The 26,384-nt window shown below is 61.8% G+C and carries 20 protein-coding genes and 1 tRNA gene; 4 read left to right on the top strand and 17 right to left on the bottom strand.

Annotated elements, in window-relative coordinates; genetic code table 11:
* The first annotated feature begins 72 nt into the window (after nt 1-72).
* From HH303_RS19420 to HH303_RS19410, 3 genes are read left to right on the top strand one after another with little or no spacing between them, the layout of a single operon-like run.
* Nucleotides 73-1,149 carry an HlyD family secretion protein gene (locus HH303_RS19420; RefSeq protein ID WP_227421955.1) on the top strand — a complete coding sequence of 359 codons (1,077 nt, stop codon included), beginning with the start codon at nt 73-75 and terminating at the stop codon, nt 1,147-1,149.
* On the top strand, nt 1,146-3,911 hold the full coding sequence (gene rbbA, locus HH303_RS19415) for a ribosome-associated ATPase/putative transporter RbbA (protein ID WP_169627064.1): 2,766 nt from the start codon (nt 1,146-1,148) through the stop codon (nt 3,909-3,911). The genes HH303_RS19420 and rbbA overlap by 4 nt, the downstream gene beginning before the upstream one ends.
* Nucleotides 3,912-3,915: 4 nt before the next feature.
* On the top strand, nt 3,916-5,037 hold the full coding sequence (locus HH303_RS19410) for an ABC transporter permease (protein ID WP_169627063.1): 1,122 nt from the start codon (nt 3,916-3,918) through the stop codon (nt 5,035-5,037).
* 37 nt (nt 5,038-5,074) lie between these two features.
* Here the strand turns inward: HH303_RS19410 and HH303_RS19405 are convergent, their stop codons facing one another.
* From HH303_RS19405 to HH303_RS19375, 7 genes are all read right to left on the bottom strand, one after another.
* Nucleotides 5,075-5,470: a rhodanese-like domain-containing protein gene (locus HH303_RS19405; protein WP_169627062.1), complete on the bottom strand. Its 396-nt coding sequence runs from the start codon at nt 5,468-5,470 to the stop codon at nt 5,075-5,077.
* A gap of 31 nt (nt 5,471-5,501) precedes the next feature.
* Entirely contained in the window at nt 5,502-5,636 is a 135-nt protein-coding gene (gene cydX, locus HH303_RS19400; protein ID WP_169627061.1) for a cytochrome bd-I oxidase subunit CydX, read from the bottom strand.
* 18 nt (nt 5,637-5,654) lie between these two features.
* Nucleotides 5,655-6,818, bottom strand: a complete 1,164-nt coding sequence (gene cydB, locus HH303_RS19395; RefSeq protein WP_169627060.1) for a cytochrome d ubiquinol oxidase subunit II — start codon at nt 6,816-6,818, stop codon at nt 5,655-5,657.
* Between the two features lie 5 nt (nt 6,819-6,823).
* Nucleotides 6,824-8,452 (bottom strand): cytochrome ubiquinol oxidase subunit I, encoded by a 1,629-nt coding sequence (locus HH303_RS19390; RefSeq protein WP_169627059.1) that lies wholly within the window; start codon nt 8,450-8,452, stop codon nt 6,824-6,826.
* A gap of 122 nt (nt 8,453-8,574) precedes the next feature.
* The gene (locus tag HH303_RS19385; protein WP_169627058.1) at nt 8,575-10,179 is read right to left on the bottom strand and encodes an amino acid ABC transporter ATP-binding/permease protein; all 1,605 of its coding nucleotides are present in this window, start codon (nt 10,177-10,179) and stop codon (nt 8,575-8,577) included.
* On the bottom strand, nt 10,176-11,882 hold the full coding sequence (locus HH303_RS19380; protein ID WP_227421954.1) for an ABC transporter ATP-binding protein/permease: 1,707 nt from the start codon (nt 11,880-11,882) through the stop codon (nt 10,176-10,178). The genes HH303_RS19385 and HH303_RS19380 overlap by 4 nt, the downstream gene beginning before the upstream one ends.
* Nucleotides 11,883-12,110: 228 nt before the next feature.
* Nucleotides 12,111-13,124, bottom strand: coding sequence for a zinc-binding alcohol dehydrogenase family protein (locus HH303_RS19375; RefSeq protein WP_169627057.1), 1,014 nt, complete (start codon nt 13,122-13,124; stop codon nt 12,111-12,113).
* A 102-nt stretch (nt 13,125-13,226) separates the two neighbouring features.
* Between HH303_RS19375 and HH303_RS19370 the strand changes: the two genes are divergently transcribed.
* Nucleotides 13,227-13,619 carry a winged helix-turn-helix transcriptional regulator gene (locus HH303_RS19370; RefSeq protein WP_169627056.1) on the top strand — a complete coding sequence of 131 codons (393 nt, stop codon included), beginning with the start codon at nt 13,227-13,229 and terminating at the stop codon, nt 13,617-13,619.
* Between the two features lie 18 nt (nt 13,620-13,637).
* Here HH303_RS19370 and HH303_RS19365 read toward each other — a convergent pair whose 3' ends face one another.
* From HH303_RS19365 to HH303_RS19320, 10 genes are all read right to left on the bottom strand, one after another.
* Nucleotides 13,638-13,994 (bottom strand): zinc ribbon domain-containing protein YjdM, encoded by a 357-nt coding sequence (locus tag HH303_RS19365; protein ID WP_169627055.1) that lies wholly within the window; start codon nt 13,992-13,994, stop codon nt 13,638-13,640.
* Nucleotides 13,995-14,201: 207 nt separating this feature from the next.
* On the bottom strand, nt 14,202-15,698 hold the full coding sequence (locus HH303_RS19360) for an aldehyde dehydrogenase (protein ID WP_169627054.1): 1,497 nt from the start codon (nt 15,696-15,698) through the stop codon (nt 14,202-14,204).
* A gap of 29 nt (nt 15,699-15,727) precedes the next feature.
* Complete coding sequence (locus HH303_RS19355) at nt 15,728-16,858, bottom strand: zinc-dependent alcohol dehydrogenase family protein (RefSeq protein WP_169627053.1); 1,131 nt, start codon at nt 16,856-16,858, stop codon at nt 15,728-15,730.
* A gap of 22 nt (nt 16,859-16,880) precedes the next feature.
* Nucleotides 16,881-18,380 carry a sugar ABC transporter ATP-binding protein gene (locus HH303_RS19350; protein WP_169627052.1) on the bottom strand — a complete coding sequence of 500 codons (1,500 nt, stop codon included), beginning with the start codon at nt 18,378-18,380 and terminating at the stop codon, nt 16,881-16,883.
* Nucleotides 18,377-19,456 carry a strictosidine synthase gene (locus tag HH303_RS19345; protein ID WP_169627051.1) on the bottom strand — a complete coding sequence of 360 codons (1,080 nt, stop codon included), beginning with the start codon at nt 19,454-19,456 and terminating at the stop codon, nt 18,377-18,379. Before HH303_RS19345 ends, HH303_RS19350 begins: the two co-directional genes overlap by 4 nt.
* Nucleotides 19,453-21,579 carry an ABC transporter permease gene (locus HH303_RS19340; protein ID WP_169627050.1) on the bottom strand — a complete coding sequence of 709 codons (2,127 nt, stop codon included), beginning with the start codon at nt 21,577-21,579 and terminating at the stop codon, nt 19,453-19,455. The genes HH303_RS19345 and HH303_RS19340 overlap by 4 nt, the downstream gene beginning before the upstream one ends.
* A 131-nt stretch (nt 21,580-21,710) precedes the next feature.
* Nucleotides 21,711-22,751 carry a sugar ABC transporter substrate-binding protein gene (locus tag HH303_RS19335; RefSeq protein ID WP_169627049.1) on the bottom strand — a complete coding sequence of 347 codons (1,041 nt, stop codon included), beginning with the start codon at nt 22,749-22,751 and terminating at the stop codon, nt 21,711-21,713.
* Between the two features lie 80 nt (nt 22,752-22,831).
* Complete coding sequence (locus HH303_RS19330) at nt 22,832-23,812, bottom strand: ABC transporter permease (protein WP_227421953.1); 981 nt, start codon at nt 23,810-23,812, stop codon at nt 22,832-22,834.
* Between the two features lie 291 nt (nt 23,813-24,103).
* On the bottom strand, nt 24,104-26,089 hold the full coding sequence (locus HH303_RS19325) for an LTA synthase family protein (RefSeq protein ID WP_169627048.1): 1,986 nt from the start codon (nt 26,087-26,089) through the stop codon (nt 24,104-24,106).
* A gap of 182 nt (nt 26,090-26,271) precedes the next feature.
* Nucleotides 26,272-26,348: transfer RNA gene (locus HH303_RS19320), tRNA-Met, on the bottom strand.
* Nucleotides 26,349-26,384: the final 36 nt, after the last annotated feature.

Below are 26,384 nucleotides of genomic sequence, written 5' to 3'. Positions count from 1 at the left end.
CGTTCAAGTGCTTGTGCGACAGTTCGCACCAATGTTGCAGCGGCTGGTGGGGCCAATGCCAAAACAGGTGATATGATGAAGAAGCTGCTGGCCGGGCGCACCGTTCGATTTGTGGTCCTCCTGGCCTTTGTCGGGGCTGCTTTCCTGTATTGGAGCAGCCTCCAGGAACCGGACGTTCCGGACGGATTCGCCAAGAGCAACGGCCGCATCGAAGCCGTCGAAATCGACATTGCCGCAAAGACCGCAGGCCGCGTTTCCGACGTGCTTGTCGATGAAGGCGATTTCATCACAGCCGGGCAGGATTTGGCGCAGATCGACATTGCCGTCCTGTCAGCGGAACTGCGCCAGGCGCAGGCGGAATTGAAGCGCGCGGAAATCGATATCGACACGACCCGCAGTCTGGTCGACCAGCGGGACGAGGAATTGAACGCCGCCCGTGCGATCGTGCTGCAACGGAACGCCGAACTGGATCTGGCCCGCAAGCAACTGGCACGGACGGACGAATTGGCCAAGAAAGGCAATGCGAGCCAAAGCCAGTTGGACGAGGACCGGGCCGGTTTCGAAAGTGCGAAAGCCGCCGTCAGCGCCGCCCAAGCCCAGGTCGCGGCGGCACGAGCCGCCGGTGGCTATGCCCGGTCCCAGGTCGTATCCGCCGAAGCGCAGGTCGAAGCCTTGCACGCCGCCATCGAACGCATCCAGGCCGAAATCGACGACAGCACCCTGAAATCCCCGCGCGATGGTCGGGTCCAGTACCGAGTCGCGCAGCCGGGCGAGGTCGTTGCCGCAGGCGGCACCGTGCTGAACATCGTGGACCTGACCGACGTCTATATGACCTTCTTCCTGCCGACCGAACAGGCCGGCCGGATCGCGCTGGACGCCGAAGCACGGATCGTTTTGGACGCCGCCCCGGAATACGTCTTCCCGGCCAGCATTTCCTATGTCGCCGATGTCGCGCAATTCACGCCGAAAACCGTCGAAACGGCGGACGAACGCCAGAAGCTGATGTTCCGCATCAAGGCGCAGGTCGATCGCGACCTTCTGCAACGCTTCCTGCAACACGTCAAAACCGGGCTTCCCGGCGTCGCCTATGTCCGGCTGGATTCCTCCGTCGAGTGGCCGAAAGACCTGCAGACGACCCTGCCGCAATGACCGACACCCCCCTTCTACCCGCCGTCCGCCTGCAAGGCGTATCCCTGCGGTATAAGAAGACGGATGCGCTGATTGATGTCGCGCTGGATATTCCGACAGGGCAGATCGTGGGGCTGATCGGCCCGGACGGCGTGGGCAAGTCCAGCCTGCTGTCCCTGATCGCAGGGGCGCGCGCCATTCAGGCAGGCCGGATCGAGGTCCTGGGCGGCGATATGTCCGATGCCGCGCACCGTCGCGCGGTTTGCCCGAAAATCGCCTATATGCCGCAGGGTTTGGGCCGAAACCTTTATGCGACACTATCGGTGTTCGAAAACATCGATTTCTTCGGGCGCCTCTTCGGCTATGGCGCGGCGGACCGGAAACAACGCATCCAGATGCTGGCCCGCGCCACCGGGCTGAGCGCCTTCATGGACCGCCCAGCGGGCAAACTGTCCGGCGGGATGAAGCAGAAACTGGGCCTATGCTGCGCCCTGATTCACGACCCGGATTTGCTGATCCTCGACGAACCGACGACCGGGGTGGACCCGCTGGCCCGGCGACAGTTCTGGGACTTGATCGACGGCATCCGCGCCGACCGGCCGGAGATGAGCATCCTCGTCGCCACCGCCTATATGGAAGAGGCCATGCGCTTCGACCGGTTGATCGCCCTGCATGCCGGGCGCGTGCTGGACAGCGACACGCCGCAAGCCCTGCTGTCCAAGACCGACACGACATCGCTGGAAACCGCCTTTGTCCGGTTGCTGCCAGAAGATTTGCGCCGCGAATACGCCCCCCTGACCATTCCGCCCCAACCCGATAAAGTCACCGACCGCGACATCGCCATCGAGGCGGACGGCCTGACCATGCGCTTCGGCGATTTCACGGCGGTCGATCGGGTCAGTTTCCGTATCCGCCGAGGGGAGATTTTCGGCTTCCTGGGGTCCAACGGCTGCGGCAAGACGACGACAATGAAGATGCTGACGGGGTTGCTGGAACCCAGTGAGGGCGATGCACAGCTGTTCGGCCAAATTGTTGAACCGACCGATATCGCGACCCGGCGCCGTGTCGGATACATGTCGCAGTTCTTTTCGCTCTATACCGAATTGACGGTGCGTCAGAACCTGGAACTGCATGCAAAACTGTTCCATGTACCGCCGGAAGAGATCGCACATCGGGTCGCGGAAGTCGTCGATCAGTTCGGGCTGGCCGACCATCTGGACGCGCTGCCGGACAAGCTGCCATTGGGCCATCGTCAACGCCTGTCTTTGGCCGTCGCGATGATCCACAAGCCGGAAATCCTGATCCTGGATGAACCGACATCCGGTGTGGACCCGGTCGCACGGGACGCGTTCTGGCGGATCATTGCCGACCTGTCCCGCCGGGATGGGGTGACGATCTTTATTTCCACCCATTTTATGAACGAGGCCGAACGCTGCGACCGTATATCCCTGATGCATGCGGGGCGGGTGCTGGCGACCGCGCCGCCCAAGACGCTGGTGGCGGATCGCGGCGCGGAGACATTGGAAGACGCGTTCATCGGGTATCTGGAAGAGGCGACAAGCGACCTGTCGGATGACACGCAACCGCTTCCACATTCGACGGAAACGGCAGCCCCCCCGACAAAATCCGCAAATGGATTGGACGGATGGCGACGCCATTTCAATCCGCGGCGGATGTTCAGCTACGCCCGGCGCGAAACGCTGGAACTGATCCGCGATCCGATCCGGCTGACCATGGCGATACTGGGTAGCACGATCCTGCTATTCGTTATGGGATACGGGGTCTCCATGGATGTCGAAGGACTGACCTATGCGGTGTTGGACCGGGATCAGACAACGGTCAGCCGGGATTATACCCTGAACCTTGCCGGGTCTCGGTACTTCGAGGAACAACCTCCCCTTGCCAGCCATGCGGATCTCGACCGACGCATGCGGGACGGCGACATATCGCTGGCGGTGGAAATCCCGCCGGGCTTCGCCCGCGATATCGCCCGTGGCCGCATGGTTGAGGTCGCCGCCTGGATCGACGGGGCCATGCCGATGCGGGCGGATACCATCGTCGGCTACGTCCAGGCGATCCACGCCCAATGGCTGTCGGTAAAGGCACGCGAGTCAGGTCGTGCGGACCTCCTCACCGCCCCATCGGGAATAGAGATCCGCTACCGCTACAACCCCGATGTAAAAAGCCTGATCGCCATGGTCCCCGCGATCATTCCGATCCTTTTGGTCATGATCCCGGCCATGTTGGCGTCGTTGAGCGTCGTTCGGGAAAAGGAGTTGGGGTCCATCACAAATTTCTATGTGACCCCGACGACGAAGCTCGAATTCCTGTTGGGAAAACAAGTGCCCTATATCGCCTTGTCCATGGTCAGTTTTTTGATTCTGACCCTGTTTGCGGTGTTCCTGTTCGAGGTGCCGATGAAGGGCAGCGTCTTCGCGTTGATCCTGGGCGCGCTTCTTTATATCAGCGCTACGACGGCAATCGGCCTGTTGATCTCCAGCTTCATGCGCAGTCAGATCGCCGCGCTGTTCGGCACCACGATCATGACGATGTTGCCCGCCGTCAGTTTTTCCGGACTGACCGATCCGGTGCCGTCGTTAAGCGGGCTGGGCCGAGTAATCGGGGAGGTCTATCCGACCACCCATTTCCTGACCATCGCACGCGGAACGTTTTCCAAGGCATTGGGATTTTCGGACCTGTCGGCCCCCTTCCTGGCACTGGCGTTGACGGTTCCCGTCCTGATCTTCCTATCCGTCCTTCTGTTGAAGAAACAGGAGGCGTGAGACCATGCGCCTATCGAACATCCTGACTCTCGGTATCAAGGAATTCCGCAGCTTGGGGCGTGACCCGGTCATGTTGGGGCTGATCATTTACGCCTTCTCGCTCGCCATCTATGCCGCGTCGACGGCGATGCCGGAAACCCTGAACAAATCGACCATCGCCATCGTCGACGAGGATCGATCCCCCCTGTCCCTGCGTATCCAGGAGGCCTTCTACCCCCCTTACTTCATACCGCCCGCGATCATAGAGCGGTCGGAAATGGATGATCGGATGGATGCCGGGTTGGATACGTTTGCCATCGACATCCCGCCGGATTTCCAGCGCGACGTCCTGGCCGGCCGGCGCCCCATGATCCAATTGAATGTCGACGCGACGCGGATGAGCCAAGCCTTCACCGGCGGCGGCTATATCCAGTCCATCATCGATCAGGAGGTCGCCGCCTTCGTCCGCCGCTATCGGGCGGAACCGACCCAGCCGGTGGAACTGACCTTGCGGGCGCGGTTCAATCCGGAACTGAACAAATCCTGGTTCGGGTCGATCATGGAAGTGATCAGCAACATCACCATGCTTTCGATCGTCCTGACCGGCGCAGCGCTGATCCGCGAACGGGAACACGGGACCGTCGAACATCTTCTGGTCATGCCGGTAACCCCGTTTGAAATCATGCTCAGCAAGGTTTGGTCTATGGGACTGGTCGTGCTTGCGGCGTCGACTTTCGCCCTGACCGTCGTCGTTCAGCAGATACTCGACGTGCCTATCGCCGGGTCCGTCGGCCTGTTCCTGGTCGGCACAGCCCTGCAGCTATTCGCCATGACGTCGATGGGAATTTTCCTGGGCACCGTAGCGCGGTCCATGCCGCAATTCGGGCTGCTGGTGATCCTGGTGCTGTTACCCCTGGAAATGCTGTCCGGCGGACAGACGCCCCGCGAAAGCATGCCGGAATTCGTCCAGTTCATCATGCTGGGTGCACCGAACACGCATTTCGTCATGCTGGCGCAGGCCGTGCTGTTCCGCGGGGCAGGGCTGGACGTCGTCTGGCCGCAACTAGTCGCACTGGCCGGGATCGGGTCGATCCTATTCGCCTTCGCCCAAATCCGGTTCCGCAACACGATCGGCAGCATGGCCTGAGGCCGATTGTGTTGCGGGCCATCCCGGCAAACGGTCCCTAGCTGGCCTTCGCCACATGGCGGATACCGCCTGTCGCCGGATCGGTCGCGATATAGGGTAGACCCGCCGTCTTCCAGGCCGCGAACCCGCCCTCCATATGGGCGACAGGCGTCATGCCCGCCGCGGCGCAGGCTTCCGCCACCTTGCGGGACCGCACCCCGGACCCGCAATGGAACACGATCCGCTTGCCGTCCTGGGTCGGCATCATCGCCGGATCGAAGGTTGCCAGCGGGGCCAACAGCGTTCCCTCGACATGTTCGAAGGAATATTCCTGCGGTGTGCGCACATCGATTACCACGATCTTGTGATCCAGCATGGCGGCATAGACCTCATCCGCCGTCCAATGCTCCAACACGCCTGCATCCAGATTTTCGGCCAGATTTTCGGTATGCATATCGATAGCCCTTCCGTCGGTTATCCGTCCGTTAGTCGGCGACGGCGCTGTCCGCGCCATTCTCTTCCGTCAGACGACGGTCGCGTTGCATTTCAAGCCACATGGCGTTGGCAACGGCGAAGATGGCGGCCAGGGGAAGGCCCAGAAGCCATGCGAAATACCACATCGTCTTATCCTTTCCCGATTAGTAGACGGTGTCCGAATTACCGGTAACGTCCTTTTCCGTGACCTTGCCCCAAAGCACTTTGTAGACCCAGGCGGTATAGGCCAGGATGATCGGCATGAAGATCACGGTGACGACCAGCATCACGAAAAGCGTCTGATGCGAGGATGAACTGTCCCATACGGTCAGGGAACTGCGCGGGTCGAGGGAGGACGGCAGGATGAACGGGAACATCGTCAAGCCGACGGAGGAAATCGCCCCGAAGATGCCGAGCTTGGACCACAGCAGCGTCGAGACTTCCCGCCCGGCCCGCAGGCCCAGCACCGCCAGCGCCATGCCGATGAAGGCCAGCACCGGCGCGATGGCGATCCACGGTCGGTCGGTATAGGCCGACAACCAGCTGCCGGTCCGCGCGACTTCGGAATAGAGCGGGTTGGACGGACCGTTCGTGACGACCTCTCCCGACAGCGCATAACCGTCGATGCCATAGGCCAGCCAGGCACCGGCCAGCGCATATCCCAAGATCGTCAGCAGGCCTGTCACCGTGCCGATGGCTCGCGCCCGTTTCGCGACGATTCCCTCGGTCTTCAGGGACAGCCAGGCCGCCCCATGCGTCAGCAGCATGGACAGCGAAACGACACCGACCAACAGCGCGAACGGGTTCAGCAGGCCGACGAATTTACCGTAATAGGATCCTTCGTAGCGGGAGAACAGATCCGGGCTCAACTGAAACGGCACGCCTTGCAGCACATTGCCAACCGCCACGCCGAAGATCAGGGCCGGTACCGCGCCGCCGACGAACAAGGCCCAATCCCAGCCGCTGCGCCATGCGGCGGAGTCTCGCTTGGACCGATACTTGAACGCCACGGGCCGCAGGATCAGCGCCGCCAGAACGGCGAACATCGCCAAATAGAAGCCGGAGAAGCTGACGGCATAAAGCGGCGGCCATGCGGCGAAGATCGCCCCACCGCCCAGGATGAACCAGACCTGGTTTCCTTCCCAGACCGGCCCCACCGTATTGATCGCGACCCGACGTTCCGTGTCCGATTTGGCGACGAAGGGCAGCAGCGCCCCGACGCCCATATCGAACCCGTCCGTCATGGCAAACCCGATCAGCAGCACGCCCAACAAGGCCCACCAGATCACGCGCAGGATTTCATAGTCGATCAGTTCGTGCAGGATCATATCCGTTACTCCGCAGGCGGCGCGGCGGCGGCAAAGCCATTGCCGTTACCGGTGCCGATAGAGGCGCGCAGGCGCTGTTCATGCCGCGCATTCCATTTTTCGGTTTCTTCCACATCCTGGAACGGGCCTTTCCGGATGTATTTCAACATCAGGCCCATCTCGATGACGAACAGGGTGGAATAGAAGGCGGCGAACCCGGCGATGGTCAGCAGCAGATCTTGCACCGACAGGTGACTGACCGACAGGACCGTCGGCAACACGCCGTCCACCGTCCAGGGCTGGCGCCCGTATTCGGCGACGAACCAGCCCAGTTCCGCCGCGATCCACGGCGCCGGGATAATCATTACCGCCAGACGCAATGCCCAGCGCGGATAGGTCTGCCCCCGGAAGCTGGACCGCCAGAAGAAATAGGCCATCACCGCGATGAAGGCGAAGCCCAGACCGACCATGATCCGGAAGGCCCAGAACAACGGCCAGACCGTCGGCACCGTATCCCAGGCCGTCTGTTCGATCTGTTCTTCCGTCGCGTTGCGCGGATCGTCGACATAGCGTTTCAGCAGGAAGGCGAAGCCCAGATCGCCGCTGTGGGTTTCGAATTTCTCCCGAACCGGGGTCGGCGTTGCATCGCGCAGCGCGCGGATCATCATCAGCGCGTCATAAGCCTGGATGCCGGACCGGATGCGGTCTTCCGCCGTCGCGACAAGATCGTTGATACCGGGGATTTCACGGGTCAGCGACCGCGTGCCGATCAGCCCCATCACCCAGGGGATTTCGACGGCGTAATGGGTTTCGCGCGCTTCCTGATCCGGAAAGCCGATGGCCGTGAAAGGGGCCGGGGCGTCGTGGGTTTCCCACATCGCCTCGATCGCCGCGAGTTTCATCTTTTGGGTATGGCTGGCCGAATAACCGGATTCATCGCCCAGAACCACGACCGACAAGGCGGCGGCGAGACCGAAGGACGCCGCCACCGTCGCCGACCGGCGTGCCAATTCCATATGGCGCCCCTTCAGCATATACCAAGCCGACACACCCAACACGAAAACCGCCGCCGTGACATATCCGGCGGAAACCGTGTGGACGAATTTCGCCTGGGCGACCTCGTTGAACATGACCTCGAAGAAGGAGGTCATTTCCATGCGCATCGTGTCGGGATTGAATTCCGCGCCGACCGGATTCTGCATCCAGCCATTCGCGATCAAAATCCACAGGGCGGAGAAGTTGGAGCCGATGGCGACCAGCCAGGCGACGACCAAGTGTTGAACCCGCGTCAGCTTATCCCAGCCGAAGAAGAACAACCCGACGAAGGTCGCTTCCAGGAAGAAGGCCATGAGGCCTTCGATAGCCAGCGGCGCGCCGAAAATATCGCCGACATAATGGCTGTAATAGGACCAGTTCATGCCGAACTGGAATTCCATCGTGATGCCGGTGGCGACGCCCAGGACGAAGTTGATTCCGAATAGTGTGCCCCAGAATTTCGTCATCTGCCGCCAGATCGGACGGGCCGTCATGACATAGACGGTTTCCATGATCGCGACGATGACCGACAGGCCCAGCGTCAGCGGCACGAACAGGAAATGGTAGAGGGCCGTCATCGCGAATTGCAGGCGAGACAGTTCGACGACATCAAGTTCCATTTGAATACCTCCAGTCCCAATAATGGGCAGTCCCGGTATCGGGCGGGAAATGAGCGGCGACGCTTAAGGCCGCGAGAGTGCCGCATCCGTATGAGGGTTTTTCGACCGCGTCTGTGACTTAATCACAGTTCTAGAGACACCCTAGCGCCGAACAAGGGATGTGCGACATCGCGATGCAGCGCGGCCAGGATCGCCGTGTCCGGCAGCGCGGCGCGAATACCGGCCAGGACCTTAGCCGCGGTTTCCGTGTCCAACCCTTCCGTCGGTTCGTCCAGCAACAACAGTTTCGGACGGCGCAGAACCGCCCGGGCCAGCGCCATACGGCGGGTTTCCCCGCCCGAAAGTCCGGAGCCGCCTTCCCCCAACAGGGTATCCAGCCCGTCGCGGTGCCGGATCGTTTCGGCCAGGGCGACCGCGTCCAGCGCCGCCCACATCGCCCGCTCGTCCGTGATCCCGGTAAGCGCCAAATTGTCGCGGACGGTTCCGGCGATCAGGACGCTGCGCTGTGGCACCATGGTGACGGCATCGCGCAAATCGGCCTCCGCCCAATGGGAAGGGTCGCGGCCCAGGATCGATATCCGGGCGTCCGACAGGGTCGATAGCCCCGCAATGCGCAACAACAGGGTCGTCTTGCCGATCCCGCTGGCCCCGGTCAGGACAGCCGCCTGCCCCGTGTTAAGGGAGAGGTGCTTGTCCCCGACGCGCAGGGACAGGACAGTCGCGTCTTCGCACCGACCCTCTTTGGACGGGACAGGTGCCGGTTCCGCCTCCGACAACACCCGTTCCGCCGCCGGGATAATGCGGCCGATTTCCGTCACGCCGCGCCGCAGGGGGATGAACGCCTCCCCCAGCGCCAGGGCGACGAACACACCGATCGCCGCGCTTGCCGCGTCGACACTGCCCCGCGACAGGACCCAATCCCCGGCCAACAGGGCCAGGGCCAGCGCGACCGAACCGGCCACCGCCAGGATCAATCCCGCGCGGCGTTCCTGAACATCCAGCCGCCGGATCGCGGCGCGGGCTGTCCGGTCGGTTTGCAGCAGGGCTTCCTCCCCCGCCGCCAAACTGCCGGTCAGGATGGACGCCTCCCGGTCGCGAATCAGGTCGATCACGCCGCGCCGCAGCCGTTGCGCCTCGTCCTCCGCGGTTCGGGACGGCGACAGGCTGCGCCATCCCAACGCGATCAAGATGATCAGCCCGGCCGGGACGTAGCCGACCAGAACGGACAGAGCGACCGGCGCCCCGGCCAACCACCATAGGGCCGCGAAGGCGACGGCATGGGTCACCACCGCCGCCAGCACCGGCAGAAACAGGCGCAGGATCACGCCGTCCAGCGCATCCACATCAGCGACGATCCGGGTCAGGGCCGCTTCGCCGCGCAGATTTTGCAATTGCCGCCCATCGCGGCGCGCGACGCGTTTCAACAGGTCCACGCGCAGGGCCGCCAGTGCGCGCAAGGTGGCATCGTGGGTCAACAGCCGTTCGCCATAGCGCGCCGCCGCCCGGCCCAGCGCCAACAACCGCACCCCGGCGGACGGACGAAACACGTCGAAAGCGATCCCGATCCCCGCAAGACCGGCCAGGCCGGTCGCCGTAATGAACCACCCGGACAGGCCCAGCAGGGCCGCGCCCATCAGCAGCACCAGGACGGCCAGCATAGCGCCGCGCGCCATGGACCAGGGAGAGGCCACGATCAGCAGGCGCAGGATACGCAGAAGCGCGGTCATGCGCCGGTCTCCCCATCCATGTTTTGAGGGGAAACCGTGACGACACGATCCATCGCCGCGATCAGTGCCGGGTCGTGGGTGGCGATCAGCATCGTCTTGCCCGCCGCCTTCAAGCCTTTCAGGGCGTCGATCACCATCGCGGCGGTTTGGGGATCCAGATCCGCCGTCGGCTCGTCGGCCAGCAGCAGATCGCCATCCATGCGGACGGCACGCGCGATCATCAAGCGCCGCGCCTCCCCGCCGGACACACCGCCGCCGCTTTCCGACAACCGGGTCTCCAGCCCATCCGGCAGGCGATCGACGATAGGACAGGCCTGGGCCAGGGTGAGGGCGTCCGCAATCGAGACATCCGCATCCGGGCGCGGCGTCAGATAGTCCCGCAAACTGCGGTCGGCGAAATGCGGTTTCTGCGGTACGACGGAAAGCCGCGACCGCCAATCGTCCGCCGTATCGGCATCAAGGCGTCTGCCGCAAACATCGATCTGTCCAGCGGAGAGCGGCACCAACCCCAGAATCGCCGCCAGGGTCGTGGATTTCCCGGCACCGCTGGGGCCGCGCAACGCCACGGCCTCTCCCGCCGACACATCGAAATCCGGCAAGGCCAAGACCCGCCCGGACAGGTCGACCGTCGCGCCTGAAACCCGCACCCGGATCGGACCGTCAAGCGGTTGGCCGGGAACACCGTTCCCAACGAAGGCGATCCGGTCGGCACGGTCCGCCTCCTCCAGTTCCGCGACGACGGACAGGCCCGCCGCCCGGTCATGCCAGGCCGCCGCCAAATCGCGCAACGGGTTGAAATAATCCGGTGCCAACAGCAGCAGGAAAATCCCCTGTCCCAGGGTCAGCGGCACGCCCCAGGTGCCGTAAGTGATTTCCCCCAGCAAGGTAAAGCCGACGAAAACCGCGACCATCGCAACGCCGATCGCGGCAGCCAGTTCCAGCACGGTGGAGGACAGAAAGGCGATCCTCAGCACCGCCATGGTCTGGTTGCGCAAGGCATCCGCACGCCGCTCGAAATCCCGCGTCACGCGGTCCGATGCGCCCAACAATCGGATATCCAACAAGGCCGACAGGCGTTCCATCAGCATGCCGTTCATCGTCCCGATTTCCGCCAATTGCCGCCGCGACGCCTTTTCCGCCGCAATACCGATCAAGGCCATGAAGATCGGGATCAACGGCCCGGCGGCCAGCAGGACCAAGCCGACAATCCAGGAAATGCTGAAGACGACGATCAACAGGACCAGCGGCACGACCGACACCCGCACCATCGCGACATAATACCGGGTGATCCAGGGATGCAGCATCGGCAGTTTTTGAACGATCAGGGCCGCAATGGCGGCCGAGCCGTCGCCGCTGCGCGCCCGCGCTTCCCGGCGCAACAGGACGTCCCGTTCGCGTGCGATGGTTCTGTCCGCCGCGTCGAAAGCCAATCCGCCCGCCCGGAAATCAAGCCAAGCGCGGATCGCCCCACCGATCAATACCGTCGCGGCGGCGGCCGGAACGGACAGGCCCCCCGCGCCGGACCCGACCCAACCGTCAATGGCCAGCGCGATTGCGCCAGCCTGAACCGGCCAGATTAGCGCGGACAGAACGGCCAAGAACCCCGCGGCCCGCAAGGTTCGGGCAACCGGCCCCACGATCCGCGTTTGCATTTCTTTGCGCCGCGTTCCGCGTTTCGGCGGTGCGCTGTCGCTATTGCCCATGAATCGTCACCCGGCCATCCCACTTGCCAACAGGCGTTTACCGGACGTGTAACCAGGGACGAACCGGATCGCCTTTACGCCGCCGTGGCTTCCACCGATACAATGCGATACCGGCAGTGGCGGCGGTTCGCGGTCAGCATTCAGACGATCCCGTGCAATTGCAAGCCGGTCGCGCGGATCATCCGATGACAATTAGCCGCATCGGATGCCTCAATCGGCCCTCGCGGATCAGAACCCTTCCACCACAATTTTCCCACGCGCCGTTCCGCTTTCCAGCATCGCATGGGCTTTTTTCAAGGTTTGCGCATTGATCGGATGCAGGACTTCCGTCGCCGTGGTCTTGACCCGTCCGGCATCGACGAGCCGTGACAGTTCGGTCAGGAGTTTTCCTTGCTCTTCCATGTCCGGCGTCTCGAACAAGGCCCGCGTAAACATCAGTTCCCAATGGATCGAGACCGATTTCCGCTTGAACGCACTGACATCCAGCGCGCCCGGATCGTCGATCAGGCCGAACCGGCCTTGCGGGGCGATGCAGGCGACGATCTCCTCCAAATGTTTGGCCGTCTGGTTGGTCGAGAAGACAAAGGCCGGGGCGCCGATCCCCAACGCGGCGATCTGATCGGCGATCGGGCGGCTGTGGTCGACCGTGTAATGCGCGCCCAGCGACCGTGCCCAGGCCTGCGTTTCCGGCCGGGACGCGGTCGCGATCACGGTCACGTCGGTCAACTCCCGAAGCAACTGGATGGCAATCGATCCGACGCCGCCCGCCGCCCCGATAATCACGACGGCCTGGGCCGCCCCGGGGACCGGTTTCCTGACGTCCAACCGGTCGAACAGCATCTCCCAGGCGGTAATCGCCGTCAGCGGCAGCGCCGCCGCTTCCGCATCCGACACGGTCGACGGTTTCGGGCCGACGATCCGTTCGTCGACCAAGTGAAATTCGCTGTTGGAGCCGGGCCGCGAGATCGACCCCGCATACCAGACATCGTCGCCCGGCTTGAACGACCGCACCTCATCCCCCACGGCAACGACGGTACCGACGGCATCCCATCCCAGCACCTTCCATTCACCAGGGTCCGGCGCGGCGGACCGCCGAACCTTGTAGTCGACGGGATTGACGGAAACCGCCTTCACCTCAACCAACAGATCCCGGCCTTCTGGGCTCGGCTTATCGAGACTCGTATCGACCAGAGAATCGGGCCGATCGATCGGCCCCGGTGTTTTATAGGCAACGGCTTTCATCTGTCATGCTCCGGTTCGTTGATACGCCCCTGAACTTACGATACCTTTAGAATAAGTTAATACGTACAAAGATCGCATATAGTGTCAAAAAGGATACTGTTGATGGCAAAGGTCCGACACACACGATTCGACTGCAGCCCCGGCTGCTCCGTCGAAGCGGCAATCCGGTTGATCGACGGGAAATGGAAATGCGTCGTCCTGTATCATCTGCTCGATGAGGGGACGCTGCGTTTCAACGAAATCCGCCGGCGCATTCCCAGCGTCACCCAAAGGATGCTGACCAATCAACTCAGGGAATTGGAAGATGACGGCCTTGTCCACCGGAAGGTCTACGCCCAAGTCCCGCCGAAGGTGGAATACAGCATGACTGAATTGGGCCGCAGCCTCGCACCGATTATCTCGGCGCTGAAGGTTTGGGGCGACGAGAATATCGGACGGTTCGGCACGCCGCTCGCCGTCGACGCGGACCAACCGCGCATACGTCAATCGACCTAAACCCGCGTACTCCGCCGATTAGCTGGATTTCTTCACGAATTCCGACTTCAGCCCCATCGCCCCGATACCGGGGATGGTGCAGTCGATGTCGTGGTCGCCGTCGACCAGTCGGATATTCTTGACCTTGGTGCCGACCTTCACGATGGAGGACGATCCCTTGACCTTCAAATCCTTGATGACGGTTACCGTGTCGCCGTCCGCCAGGACGTTGCCGACGGAATCGCGCACCGCCGGGCCTGTATCGCCAGCATCGCCCCCCGAGCCGCCAGCCCCATCCTTGGCCCATTCATGCCCGCATTCGGGACAGATCAACAATGCGCCGTCCTCATAAACAAAGGCGGATTGGCATTGCGGGCAGGGCGGCAGCGTTTCCATATCGATTTTCCTGATTCTGAAGGGCGGGCGCACCGTTCATACCGCCTGCCCCCGGAAACCACAATAAATCCCGCCCTATCCCGAAACGCCGACACCGATCCAGACGGACCCGATCCAGCGTGGCGATCCTGCCGGACGGATTGGACCGCGTCTTCTTCGCCGGGCAAGCTTGCCCCGACCAGCGCCCCTAACGAGTAGACGGAGTCGTTATCCGATGATGAACGGATTGGCGGGGCCGTCCCCGTAATCCATCCAGACGGATTTGGTTTCCAGGTAGTCGTATATCGCGTCCTGGCCGCTCTCGCGGCCCAGGCCGGACGCCTTGAACCCGCCGAACGGCACCATGTAGGAAACCGCGCGATAGCAATTGGTCCAGACGTTACCGGCGCGCAGGCGTTTCGCCGCCCGGAACATGCGGCCCTGGTCGGTCGTCCATACCCCGGCGGCAAGGCCGTAAGGCGTATCGTTCGCCATGTCGTAAGCGTCCTCTTCCTCCCGGAACTTGATAACCGACAGGACGGGGCCGAAGACTTCCTGCTGCGCGATCTGCATGCTGTTGGTGACATTGGAGAAGACAGTCGGTTCGACGAAGCGGCCATTGCCGCATTCCGGTCGTTCCGACGGGATACCGCCCAGGACGCAATCCGCCCCTTCGTCCTTCGCCATCGCGATACAGGATAGGATGCGGTCGAATTGTGGCTTCGTCGTTACCGGCCCGACCTGCGTCGCGGAATCCATCGGGTCGCCCATGCGCGCGGTCTTGGCCAATTCCAGAAACTGATCCAGGAAGGCGTCGTGGATGCTTTCATGCACGAAGACCCGCGATCCGGCGATGCAGGTCTGTCCCGTCGCGGCAAAAATGCCGGAGACAACACCGCGCACGGCGGATTGGATGTTCACGTCCGGGAAGACCAGTTGCGCGGACTTACCGCCCAGTTCCAGCGTCAGGCGCTTGAAGGTGCCCGCCGCGCTTTTCGCAACATGGCGGCCACCGGTCTCGCCGCCGGTGAAGGCGATCTTGTGCACATCCTTGTGTGTCGTCAGCGGCTCGCCGACTTCGGCGCCGAAGCCGGTTATGACGTTGAACACGCCCGGCGGGAACCCGGCTTCGTCGACCAGTTTGCAGAATTCCAACGCGGAGGCGGAGGTAAATTCCGACGGCTTCAGGACGATTGTGCATCCCGCCGCCAGGGCCGGGGCCAATTTCCACGTGGCCAGCAGCAGGGGCGAATTCCAGGGCGTGATCGCGGCCACGACCCCGACCGGCTCATGCCGCGTATAGGTGAACATGTTCGGCTTGTCGATCGGCAGGACGGAACCCTCGATTTTGTCCGCCAGACCGCCGAAATACCGATACCATTGGGGGATATAGCCCGTTTGCGCGCGCATTTCCGCATAGAGCTTGCCATTGTCCTGGACCTCGATCGCCGCCAGATGATCCGCATCCCGCGCCAGCAGGTCCGCCAGACGGTTCAGCAACTGACCGCGTTGCGTCGGGTGCATATCCGCCCAGGCGCCCTTGGTCAGCGCCTGATTGGCGGCAGCAACGGCGCGATCGGCGTCATCCGCGTTGCATCGAGGGATACGCGCCCAGGTCTTGCCCGTAAACGGATCGTCGGTTTCGAAATAATCGCCCGACAGCGGATCGACCCATTCCCCGCCGATATAGCATTGATAGGTCTTGTTTTCGGTAATGCGCTTCATAACGAACGGCCCTTGATCTGAAACGTGCTTTACAGCGTGAAGTCGATGACCTGACGGATCGCCGCCCCGTCATGCAGCCGGTCGAACCCTTCGTTGATGTCTTCCAGCCGGATGCGGTGCGTCATCAGTTTTTCGACCGGCATGCGGCCGCAAGCGTGCAAATCCAGGAATTTGGGGATATCGCGACTGGGCACCCCGGAACCGAGGTAGCTGCCTTTCAAAACCCGTTCTTCCGCCGTCAGCGTGACCGCCGGCAACTCCAACTGCGCCTTCGGGTTCGGCAGGCCTGCCGTGATCGTCGTGCCGCCGCGCCGCGTGATGTCGTAGGCGAAACGCAGGGCATGGACATTGCCGGTGAAATCCAGCGCCACGTCGACACCGCCGCCGGTCAGGTCCTTCACCGCCGCGACGGCATCCGCGTCGCTGGAATTTACCGTATGCGTGGCCCCGAATTCCGACGCCAGTTCCAATTTTTCCGGCAGGCGGTCGATGGCGATGACCTTTTCCGCCCCGGCGACCAACGCCCCCATAACGGCGGCGAGACCGACCCCGCCCAGACCGACGACCGCCGTGGTGCCGCCCGGTTTCACATCGCCGCTATTGAACACCGCGCCTGCGCCGGTCAGCACCGCGCAGCCCATCAGGGCGGCGATATGCAGCGGGATGCGCGGATCGATCTTGATCAGGGACCGTCGCGACACTGTCGCATGATCGGCGAAGCAGGAAACCCCGGTCATGTGGTAGACGGGTTCCCCGTTCCGGCTCAACCGCGTGCCGCCGGACAGCAATTCACCGCGCCCATTGGCGGCCGCCCCCGGCTCGCACAGGGCGGGGCGGCCGCTCTGACACGGGCCGCAATGGCCGCAACTGGGCACGAAGACGCTGACGACATGATCGCCCGGATGCAGGTCCGTGACATCCTCTCCGACGGCCTGCACGACGCCCGCCCCTTCGTGGCCCAGAACCATGGGGGTCTGACGCGGGCGGTCGCCGTTCACGACCGACAGGTCCGAATGGCAAATCCCCGCCGCGACCATCTTCACCAGCACCTCGCCCTTGCGCGGGGCTTCCAGATCGATCTCCTGAACCGTGACGGGTTTGGTTTCCGCATAGGGGCCGGGACGGCCAATCTCTTCCAGAACGGCGGCTTTGATCTTCATCTTTTCCTCCCTGACCCGCGTATCAGTGAACCGCGGCGTACATGATTTTTTCTTCGCTCGCTTCTTCCATCGAAAACTCTTCGACGGCACGGCCCAGACGATAGACCAATATGCGATCCGATAGATTTAGAATTTCCGGGAGATAGGACGAAATCACGACCACGGCCATGCCGGAATCGGCCAGTTCGTTGATGACCTTGTGAATTTCAGCGATCGCGCCGACATCCACGCCGCGTGTCGGTTCGTCGAAGATGATCAGTTTCGGCTTCTGCACCAATGCCTTGGCGACCACGACCTTCTGCTGGTTCCCGCCGGACAGTTCGATCACCTTCGCATTGCTGTCGATGGCCTTCACGTTCAGGCGTTTCGACCAGACATCCGCCAGATCGATCATTTCCTTGTAGCTGACGGTAAGCGACTTGTTCAGATCGGCGCCCAGCAGGCCGGAATAGATATTCTCGGCGATGGATTTGGTTTCGAAGAAGCCTTCCAGCTTTCGGTCTTCGGTGACATAGACGATGCCGTCCTTCACCGCCGGACGCGGCACGCGGTAGCGCACCGGCTTCCCTTCCAGGCGCGCCTCCCCGCCATGGAAGAAATCGCGTTTCACGACGCCGGAAATGATCTTGAAGGTTTCCGTCCGTCCCGACCCTATCAAGCCGAAAATCCCGGTGATCTGGCCACTGAAGATCGATAAGGACGTATTGCGGACCATCGATCCCATGGACAGGTTCTGGCAGCTCAAAATCCGGCGGCCCATGGGACGGGCCTTCCGGTTGCGGCTGGCGCTGCCGTAGATTTCGTCGGTCAGATTGCGTCCGACCATCGCCGCCACGATTTTATCGCGATCGAAGGTATTCGCATCGTCGGTCACGACATGCTGCCCGTCCCGCAGGATGGTGATCCGGTCGGAGATGTCCAAGGCCTCTTCCAGCGCGTGGCTGATGAAGATGATGGACACGCCGTCCTTCTTCAGCCGCCGGACCAGGGCGAAGAAATGGTGCTTCTCCTCCGGCGTCAGGGTCGCCGTCGGCTCGTCGAAAATGATGATTTCCGCCTTGTGATGAACCGCGCGGGCGATTTCGACCATCTGCTTTTGCGCCGCCCCCAATTGAGACACCAACATGGTCGGGTCGACGTCGAAATTCAGCGACTGCAGGAACTGCTGCGCGGCGATATAGATTCCGCGCAGCCGGTTCACGAAGGATTCCCGCCCCAGATACAGGTTTTGGGCGACGGTCAGCGACGGCACCAGACTGGTTTCCTGGAACACCATCGCAATTCCGTTTTCCAGCGCTTCATGCGGGTTGGAGAAGTTGATCTTCTTCCCCTTGAACAAAACCTCGCCTTCATTCGGCTCATACACGCCCGCGATGATCTTGGTCAGGGTCGATTTGCCCGCGCCGTTTTCGCCCAGAAGCGAATGGATTTCCCCGGCGCGCAGGTCGAAATCGACCGATTTCACCGCATTCACGCCGTGGAAGGATTTGGTGACGGATTTCAGTTCGACGAGCGTGCTCATCGGCTTTCCCCCTTCTCGTCCGGCAGGAAGGTCAGAACTTCGGATGCCCCACGGCTGGTCAGCCAAAGCGTTCCGCCGATATCCAGGGCAGACGTGACGCCATGGCGGCGACCGCCGGTCCGGCTGTGGAAACTGCGCATCGGGATGAAATCGCCATCCAGTTGGACGACAAGCCCGTAGGACCGCGACGGCGCCCAGGGTTTCAGAATGCCCATCTGTTTCAAGGCCCCGCCCTGCAACGGTTCCAGGAAGGACTCACCGCTGGCATAGGCCGGGGCGACCCAGAATTCCTGCGGCACCTCGCGCATCATGGCGGATCGGTAGCCCGGTTCCCGCAGCACGAATTCGATCAGCGGATTGCGGGGCGCGAAGACCGACAGCCAATAACCGCCGCCGCTCGATTTGCTCAGATGCCCCGGATAGCCGGGAATTTCATCCAGAACGATGGTCCGTTTCGCGCCGGGTCCCAGCACGATCAGATGACTGACCCAAGCCTCACTGACAAGAACGGTGTCATCCGGCAATTGGACGATCCCGGATGGATAGGCCATATCCGTTGCCAGAACGAAGATGTCCCCCGTCTCCACCGACGCCGCGCCGACCCAACCGCTGGCATTCTTTTCCATCAGGTCCTTCGGCCAGTTTTCCGGATCGTTGGTTTCCGACCCGACACAGAACAGGATCTCTCCCTTCGACCCGAAAGACATCGCGGTGACATGGTCCGGCCTGCGGGTCCAGGCTGGGGTGATGTCGTTGCGGTCCTTGTCGAAAATCGACAGAACGCCATTCAGCGCCGCCACGGCGATCACACCGTCATTCCGGACGGCCAGGGCGGTGATCGGGGCGCCGACGGTCAGGACGACGGTCCCGGAGGACGAGACGACATCCGCCCCATCCGACCAGGCCGGCGCACCGTCGATCTGGACCAGATTGCCGGGTGCCTTTGCGGCGATGCCCGGCGGCAGGCCTTCGAGGCTATTGTTGGGCTTCAGGGCGCCGTCCATCGGCGGCACGGTTACCGCCGCGCTGCCGCGCCCCAGGAAGTTGTCCAGCATGGACGTGATCGCGCCGATCATGCCTGACCTCCCGTCTTCTTACCCCAATAACTGGACCAGCCGCTCCAACTGTCATCCATCCCTTTCAGGCGGACACGCCCGATCCGGTTGTTGGTGATGCCGCCCAGATAGAGCCAGCCCTTATGTTCGCGCATGGAAGTGATCATCGGATGGTTGGCCGCCTTGCGGTCCCACAGCGATTCCAGAATCTCCCCCTTGTCGTTAAACCGCACGACGCAACCGATATTCAGGTTCGGATACAGCCACTGATCCGGGGCGATCCGGCGCGCCATGCGGCGACGGAAGCCCGGCATGCGCAACGCCAGATCAAGCGCGGGGGACCGCATCCCCATGATGGCGACCCAATAGGTCCCGTCCGACGCCCGGTTGATATTGTCGGGATAGCCCGGCAAACGGTCGATCAGCACCTCCAGCTTGCCCTTGTTCGGCCCCGCGATCCAATAGCGGTTGACCCGGCAGCCCCAGCTTTCGGCGAACAGAATCGACTGCCCGTCATGGCTGGTGCAGACGCCGTTCGGGAAGACGAGGTTGCGGATTTCCGTATGCGTTTTGCCGGTCTTCGGGTCGTGGCAGATGATGCGCCCGTTGCCCCGGCTTTCCAGGGCATCGACCGGCCAGTCATGCATTTCGTACCGGATCGTCGCTTCGGAGAAATAGATCTTCCCGTCCGGGGCGATATCCAAATCGTCCGCGAGACGCAGTCGGCTGTCATCGACGACGGAGAAGGTGGAGCGGTTGGTTTCGTCCGTCACCTTGGTGACGTTCCGATCCTTGTCGACCCTATACAGCCCCATGCCGCCGACGCAGACCAATAGGTTGCCGTCCTTGTCAAAGGCCATGCCCAGCGGCGATCCGCCGATATGGGCATAAACCTCATGTTCCGTATAGTTCGGTGGGGCATAGCGGATGATGTCGCCGTGGCGGCTGCCGCTATAGAGGTAGTCGTTTTCATCCAGGATGACGTCTTCGGGACTTTCGACCTTGCCCAGGGCGATCACCTCGACATCGCTCAACCGGTCGTTCACCGCCAGCGGGCCGTCTTCCGTCGACCGGGGCTGCGGCATTTCCATCAAGGTCGGGGAAACGTAGACCTTGCTCAGCAGTTTCCCGCGGTTCTTAAGCCAGCGGACGTCGATGAACACCGCCGCCAGCAGGGTGAGGCCCAGGACCATCGGACCGGACCCGCTATTCAAGCCGAGACGCAGCACGCCGTTCGTCAGGACCAGCACGGTAACCGCGCCGATCAGGGCCTTCGCCACCGATCCACGCCCGCCGCCCAGGCTGTTGCCGCCCAGGATCGCCGCCGTCAGCGCCGCGATTTCCATACCCATGCCGGTATCGGTTCCGGCGCCGCTCAACCGCGCGGCATACAGAACGCCCGCCGCCCCGACCAACATGCCGGACAGAACATAGGCAGAGCAGACGATGCGCCGAACCGGCAGGCCGATATTGTATGCGGACCGGCGCGACCCGCCGATTGCCAGTGCGCGCCAGCCGGGCCGCGACCGCGTGATCGCGATATGCCCAAGCACCGCCACGACAACCAAAACGGCGAAGCTGAACGGCAGGGGCCCGAAGCCGCCCATACCCATCGTGTCCCATAGGGGGGAGGAATAGAAACTCATCGACATTTGCTGGGCATATTCCAGCAACAGCATATCGACCACGGCCCGCACGATGATCAGCGTTACCAGCGTGGTCAGGAAGGCGCGGAGCCGCATATAGCCGATCAGCAAACCGTTGATAAGACCGACACCGCCGCAAATCAGGATCACCAACAGGGCCGACACCCCGGTCGGCAGTTCCGCAAGATTGAGGAAATATAGCATGGCGAAGTTGCCGAGGGCGAAGTTGGACCCGACCGACAGGTCGATCCCCCCGACGACGATCACCACCATCATCGCGATGACGACCAGTGCGAACTCCCCATACTGCCGACCCAGGATTTCCATGTTGCTGCCGGAAAAGAAGTTCGGCAGCAGCGTCCCAAAGACGCCGACGACAGCGACCATCACCAGGAAGGGAATGGCATTGTCGATCCAGTTCTTCGACAGAATCTCGCCGATCATGTGATCGGGCAGATACCGATAGCGGAGCTTCGTAATCGTGTTCGCAACAGACACGGCGGCCACCCTCCCCAGGGTTCATGCACGTCGCCGGAAATGGGCGACGGAACGTACGTGTGAATGAATCTTACGCGGGAACGAGGGACCCGGCGCAGCTTGGTGCGCCGGGTCCGGACAGTCGGTCGGCCTTAACGCAGCATCGCCGCGTATTGACCGGCATCCCAACAAGTGCCGTCCTTCACATCGTCCTTCGTCATCACGAAGGTCGGGGAATACAGCATCGTCTTGATGGCACCGCCGCCTTGACCGTTCTGCAGCGCGATCATGATCGCGCTCCACGCGTCGCGGCCCATGCCGGGGGCGTCATAGTTGACGACGGCGGAGAAGGTGCCGTCCTTGAGAAGATCGCACGCGCTCTGCGCGCCACCGCCGGAGGTCACCATATAGACCTTGTCGGAAAGGCCCGCCTGCTTGATCGCGGCGCCGGTACCGATACCCTGACCGTCCCAGACGTCGATGACGCCGCACAGATCCGGATGCTGCTGCAGGACGGTTTCCGTAATCGCCCGCGCCTTGCTGGCATCCCAGTCCGCGGCCTGGCTGGACACGATTTCGATTTCCGGGTGCTCGCCCAGAACTTCCATGATGCCCTGGACCTGGAAGTAGCTGACGCCGCCGGTCAGCACGCCCTGCACGATGGAAACCTTATGCGAGGTATCGGTGCCCGCGCCGCAGCGGTCGACCATCATGCCCGCGATCTGACGGCCGAGCGCGATATAGTCCGGGCCGACGAAAGCGTCGGTCTGCACCGCGCCCTGCATGTTCATCTGGACGACCACGATGCCCTTCTTGTTCGCCTGCATCAGCAAACGCGCCAGGGACTGCGTATCCGGGTTCTGCGTCACGATCACATCCGGACCTTCGGCGATCAGGGAGGTCATGCCCTGCGCCATGGCGTCCGTGCTCCAGTTCGGATCCTGGATCGTGAATTTCATGCCGTAGCGTTCGGCTTCCGTCTTCACCACGCCGCCCCAGGCCTGGGCGAGATCGAAGCCCGCGGAAATCGGCAAATAGGCGACCCATTTGCCGTCCAGCGTTTCGAGTGCCGGTCCGCGGAACGGATCGTTCGGTTCCTGGGCGGACACGACTGTCGCCCCCAGGGTCGCACCAAGGGCGAGGCACGTCAGCGCGGCAGCCGCGACCCCTTTCAATTTTGTCTTAACGTCCATTTCTTCCTCCTGTTGATATTCTTTTGTTTGGTTTGGATGGGGATAAATTCCCGGGGGTAATCTCTCGTGCGGCGGCGCCGTCAGATGTCGCCCTGCTGCCCCGTCTGTTCGTCACGCGGGTTGATGAAGCTGTCCGCGACGATGGCGGCCAGCAGGATCAAGCTCTTGATGACGTTCTGGAGCGTGTATTGGATGTCCATGATGGTCATGCCGTTGACCAAGACGCCGATCAGCAGCGTCCCGACGATCACATTGCGCACATTCCCGCGTCCGCCAGACAGGCTGACCCCGCCCAGCACGACGATCAGGATGACGTCATAGATCATGTTCGAATTGACGATGCGGGTGTTCATCGACTGGACCGCCGTCGCGGTAATCAGGCCCGCCGCGAAGGCGACGATACCGCCGATGGCATATTGCAGAACCAGGATCGGGCGGACCGGAATGCCGGTGATGCGCGCGGCGGCCATATTGTCGCCGACGGCGTAAATCTGCTGGCCCGGCTTCGTATATTTCAGGAACAGGTAAACGACGGCGGCAAAGGCGATCGCCAGAATGACCGGGACCGGCACCCCGTATAGGCGACCCTGCCCGATATGCGACGCCCAACCGAATTCGGCGGGTAGATAGACGACGTCGGTACCGGTGATCAGATGCGCCCGCCCGAAGCCGTAAACGAACGTTCCCATGGCCAGGGTAGCGAAGAGCGGCGGAATTTCGGCATAGGCGATCAAAAGACCGGAAACGAGGCTCATCACCAGGGCGAAGCCCAAACCGATGGCAATCGCCCAGCCCAACGGTGTTCCCGTACCGACAAGCTGCAACGTCCAGGCCACAGAAATCGCCATATTGGCAACGAGCGACAGGTCGATCCCGCGCCCCAAAACGACGATCAGCATCCCCAGACCGAGAATGCCGAGCACCGCGACGCTGCGCAGCAGCGCGAAAATATTGTCCGCCGCCAGGAAATTATCCAGGAAAAGGGAGAACAGGATGAACATGGCCACCGTGATGGCGAAAACGATCTGTTCCTGACCGAATTTTTTGGAATTCCCAAACAACGCAACCTCCCCAACTCAACAATCCCGGATAGTCCAGGGACCTTATTTATTGAGCCGAAGTGTCGCGTGATTACCGGATTTCCGCACAATACGAATTTCCTTTAATTGCCATAGGAAATTGCAATGGCCGGATTTACAGGGGAATTATGAACCGAAAGAACAGGTTAACGAGGCACAGATACCCGGTCCCGGAACGGCGATGCGTTCCGGTTCGGAGGCCAAAAATGTAGGATTGAAACGTCGACGCAGCCGCGATTCTACCCGACGATTTGGATTCGGGTCGCAGGTAGATCACCGGCAGGCAGGCGCTTTCTGCTCTTCGTCACCGTCATCGGCGATGTCTTTCAGCAACCCCTCGCGAAACAATGAACTCGCGGATTGATACCAGGCGATCGCCTCTTCGATCAGGGCGTCGTCGCCCGCTATAGCCGCCGTGCCTTCCGTTCCCGCCGTTTCGGTTTCCGCGTCGAATCCATCGACCACGACCGGCGGTTTGTTGACGTCCAGGATGACAAGGCGCCCACCTTTCAGATATCCCAGCTTCTGATAAGTGCTGATAAAGGCGCGTTCCCGTCCCGGTTCCAGTCGGAACAGGTCGTATCCGAAAAACCGGCTCGTATAGTCCAGCCCGAGCCACCCCATCAGCGTCGGCGCGATGTCGACCTGGCTCATCAAGCGGCCTTCGACCCCGGGCCCGATCAAGCCGGGCGCGTACCAAATCATCGGGATGTGATAGCGAGACGGCGGCAAATCCGTCTTCCCGGCTGCCTTGGCCGTATGGTCGGCGGTTATGATGAAAAGGGTGTTTTTGAACCACGGCTTTTCCGAGGCCCGGCGAATGAAATTGCCGATTGCCCAATCGGTATAGGCCACGCCCCCTTCACGATGGTGCTGGGGGAAATTGACCCGCCCTTCCGGGAAAGTATACGGGCGGTGGTTGGACGTGGTCATAATATGCGCAAAGAACCGGTTCCCCGACTCGAATTCGCGGTCGAACTGGCGCATTGCCAGCGAATAAAGGTCTTCGTCCGCGACCCCCCAGATATTCTCGGAATGCGCCGCGATCCCTTCCGCGTCCAAATCGGTGCGGTCGACAACCTTGTATTCGTTGGCGCAGAAATAAGCATTCATGTTGTCGAAATAGCCGTAGCCGCCATAGACCCAGTAAGGCGTCCAACCCTGCTCCTTCAACTCTTCACCGACATTCTCAAGCCCGCCATTTTGCGGGCGGCGCACGATGCTTTGCCCCGGGGTCGGGGGCGTGCCGATGGACAAGGCCTCCAGCCCCCGCACGGTGCGCGTCCCCGTCGCATAAAGGTTGGTGAAGAGAAGTCCGTCGTTGGCGAGTTTATCCAGTTCCGGTGTCAGGTTTTGCGTGTTCCCGAACATGCCGAGATAGTCACCGGAAAGGCTTTCGACCGAAATGAGGACGACATTGACGTCACGGCGCCCCGCATCGGCGCGGGCGGTGACATTCCTGTCGATACCGCTCGACGAAATAAAGGATGTACCCGGCTGTGCGACGAGCGATCGAATCCGATCGTTCAACCGTTCCGCCGGGAGGATCGGGTAATATCGTTCGTAATCCAATTCGTTGTGACGATAGGCGTGGAACAGAGAATACAGACCGTTCAACGATAACTGACCGACATAGGCGTTCTCGGTCCGAAGCGCCGTATCCATGGTCAAGCCGCTCACCCCCGCAAACGCGGCGAGCCCCAGCACAGGAATGCGCAAGAACCGCAATTTCCATCCCGCAACGGGCGGCGCCATGTCCCGCGGCCAGGTCAGCGCCCAAACGCCCGCGCTGAAAAGAACGATCGCCCCGGACCAAAGGCCGACGGGATAGCTTTCCTGGATATTGCCGATCACTTCATGCGTATAGACAAGGTAATCGACCGCGATGAAATCGAAACGGCTGGAAAACTCTCCCCAGAAGGCAAACTCGCCGAAAGCAACGACCGAAAAGAATGAAAAATATGCAATGGCCCAAATACCGGCCCAGATCGTCTCGGCACACTTGAGGAATGGACGGTCGATCTTCTCTGGAACGATCGCGTCATAAACCGCCCAGGGGAGCAAAAGCCACGGTAGGACAGCCGCATCGAACAGCATTCCGACGGCAAGAAACCTGAGCCAACTTCCGACGGAATAGCTTTCCCCGCTAAACAGGGCCAACCCGATCCGGGTCAGGAGCGAGATACCCAGGAACGCCAAAGCGAGCCAAAGAAGGCGGCCCAGACCGCGCGAGCAATTTTTAAATGTACGGGGAACCATATTAGGAGCACCAATCGACTAGTCCAAAACCGCTACGGACCTGAATCGTGCCTTCCTAACCTTGCCGAAACCTGACGGCACAAAATTTCGCGGAATAAATCGTCGCTTTTTGAAAGGTGCGCCGCATAGGCCTAAACGCAAGAACGGCCTAGCGCTTTTGGCGCTAAGCCGTTGGCATTGTTTGGTTGCGGGGAGAGGATTTGAACCTCTGACCTTCAGGTTATGAGCCTGACGAGCTACCTGGCTGCTCCACCCCGCGTTATAGGTTTGTGAGGGCGCTGCGACGAGTGTGGTA

Origin of the sequence: Pacificispira spongiicola (assembly GCF_012926505.1) — a bacterium.
Lineage (GTDB): Bacteria > Pseudomonadota > Alphaproteobacteria > UBA8366 > Aestuariispiraceae > Pacificispira > Pacificispira spongiicola.
Note: the sequence above shows the minus strand (reverse complement) of the source record. Positions and strands in the feature narration are given on the sequence as shown.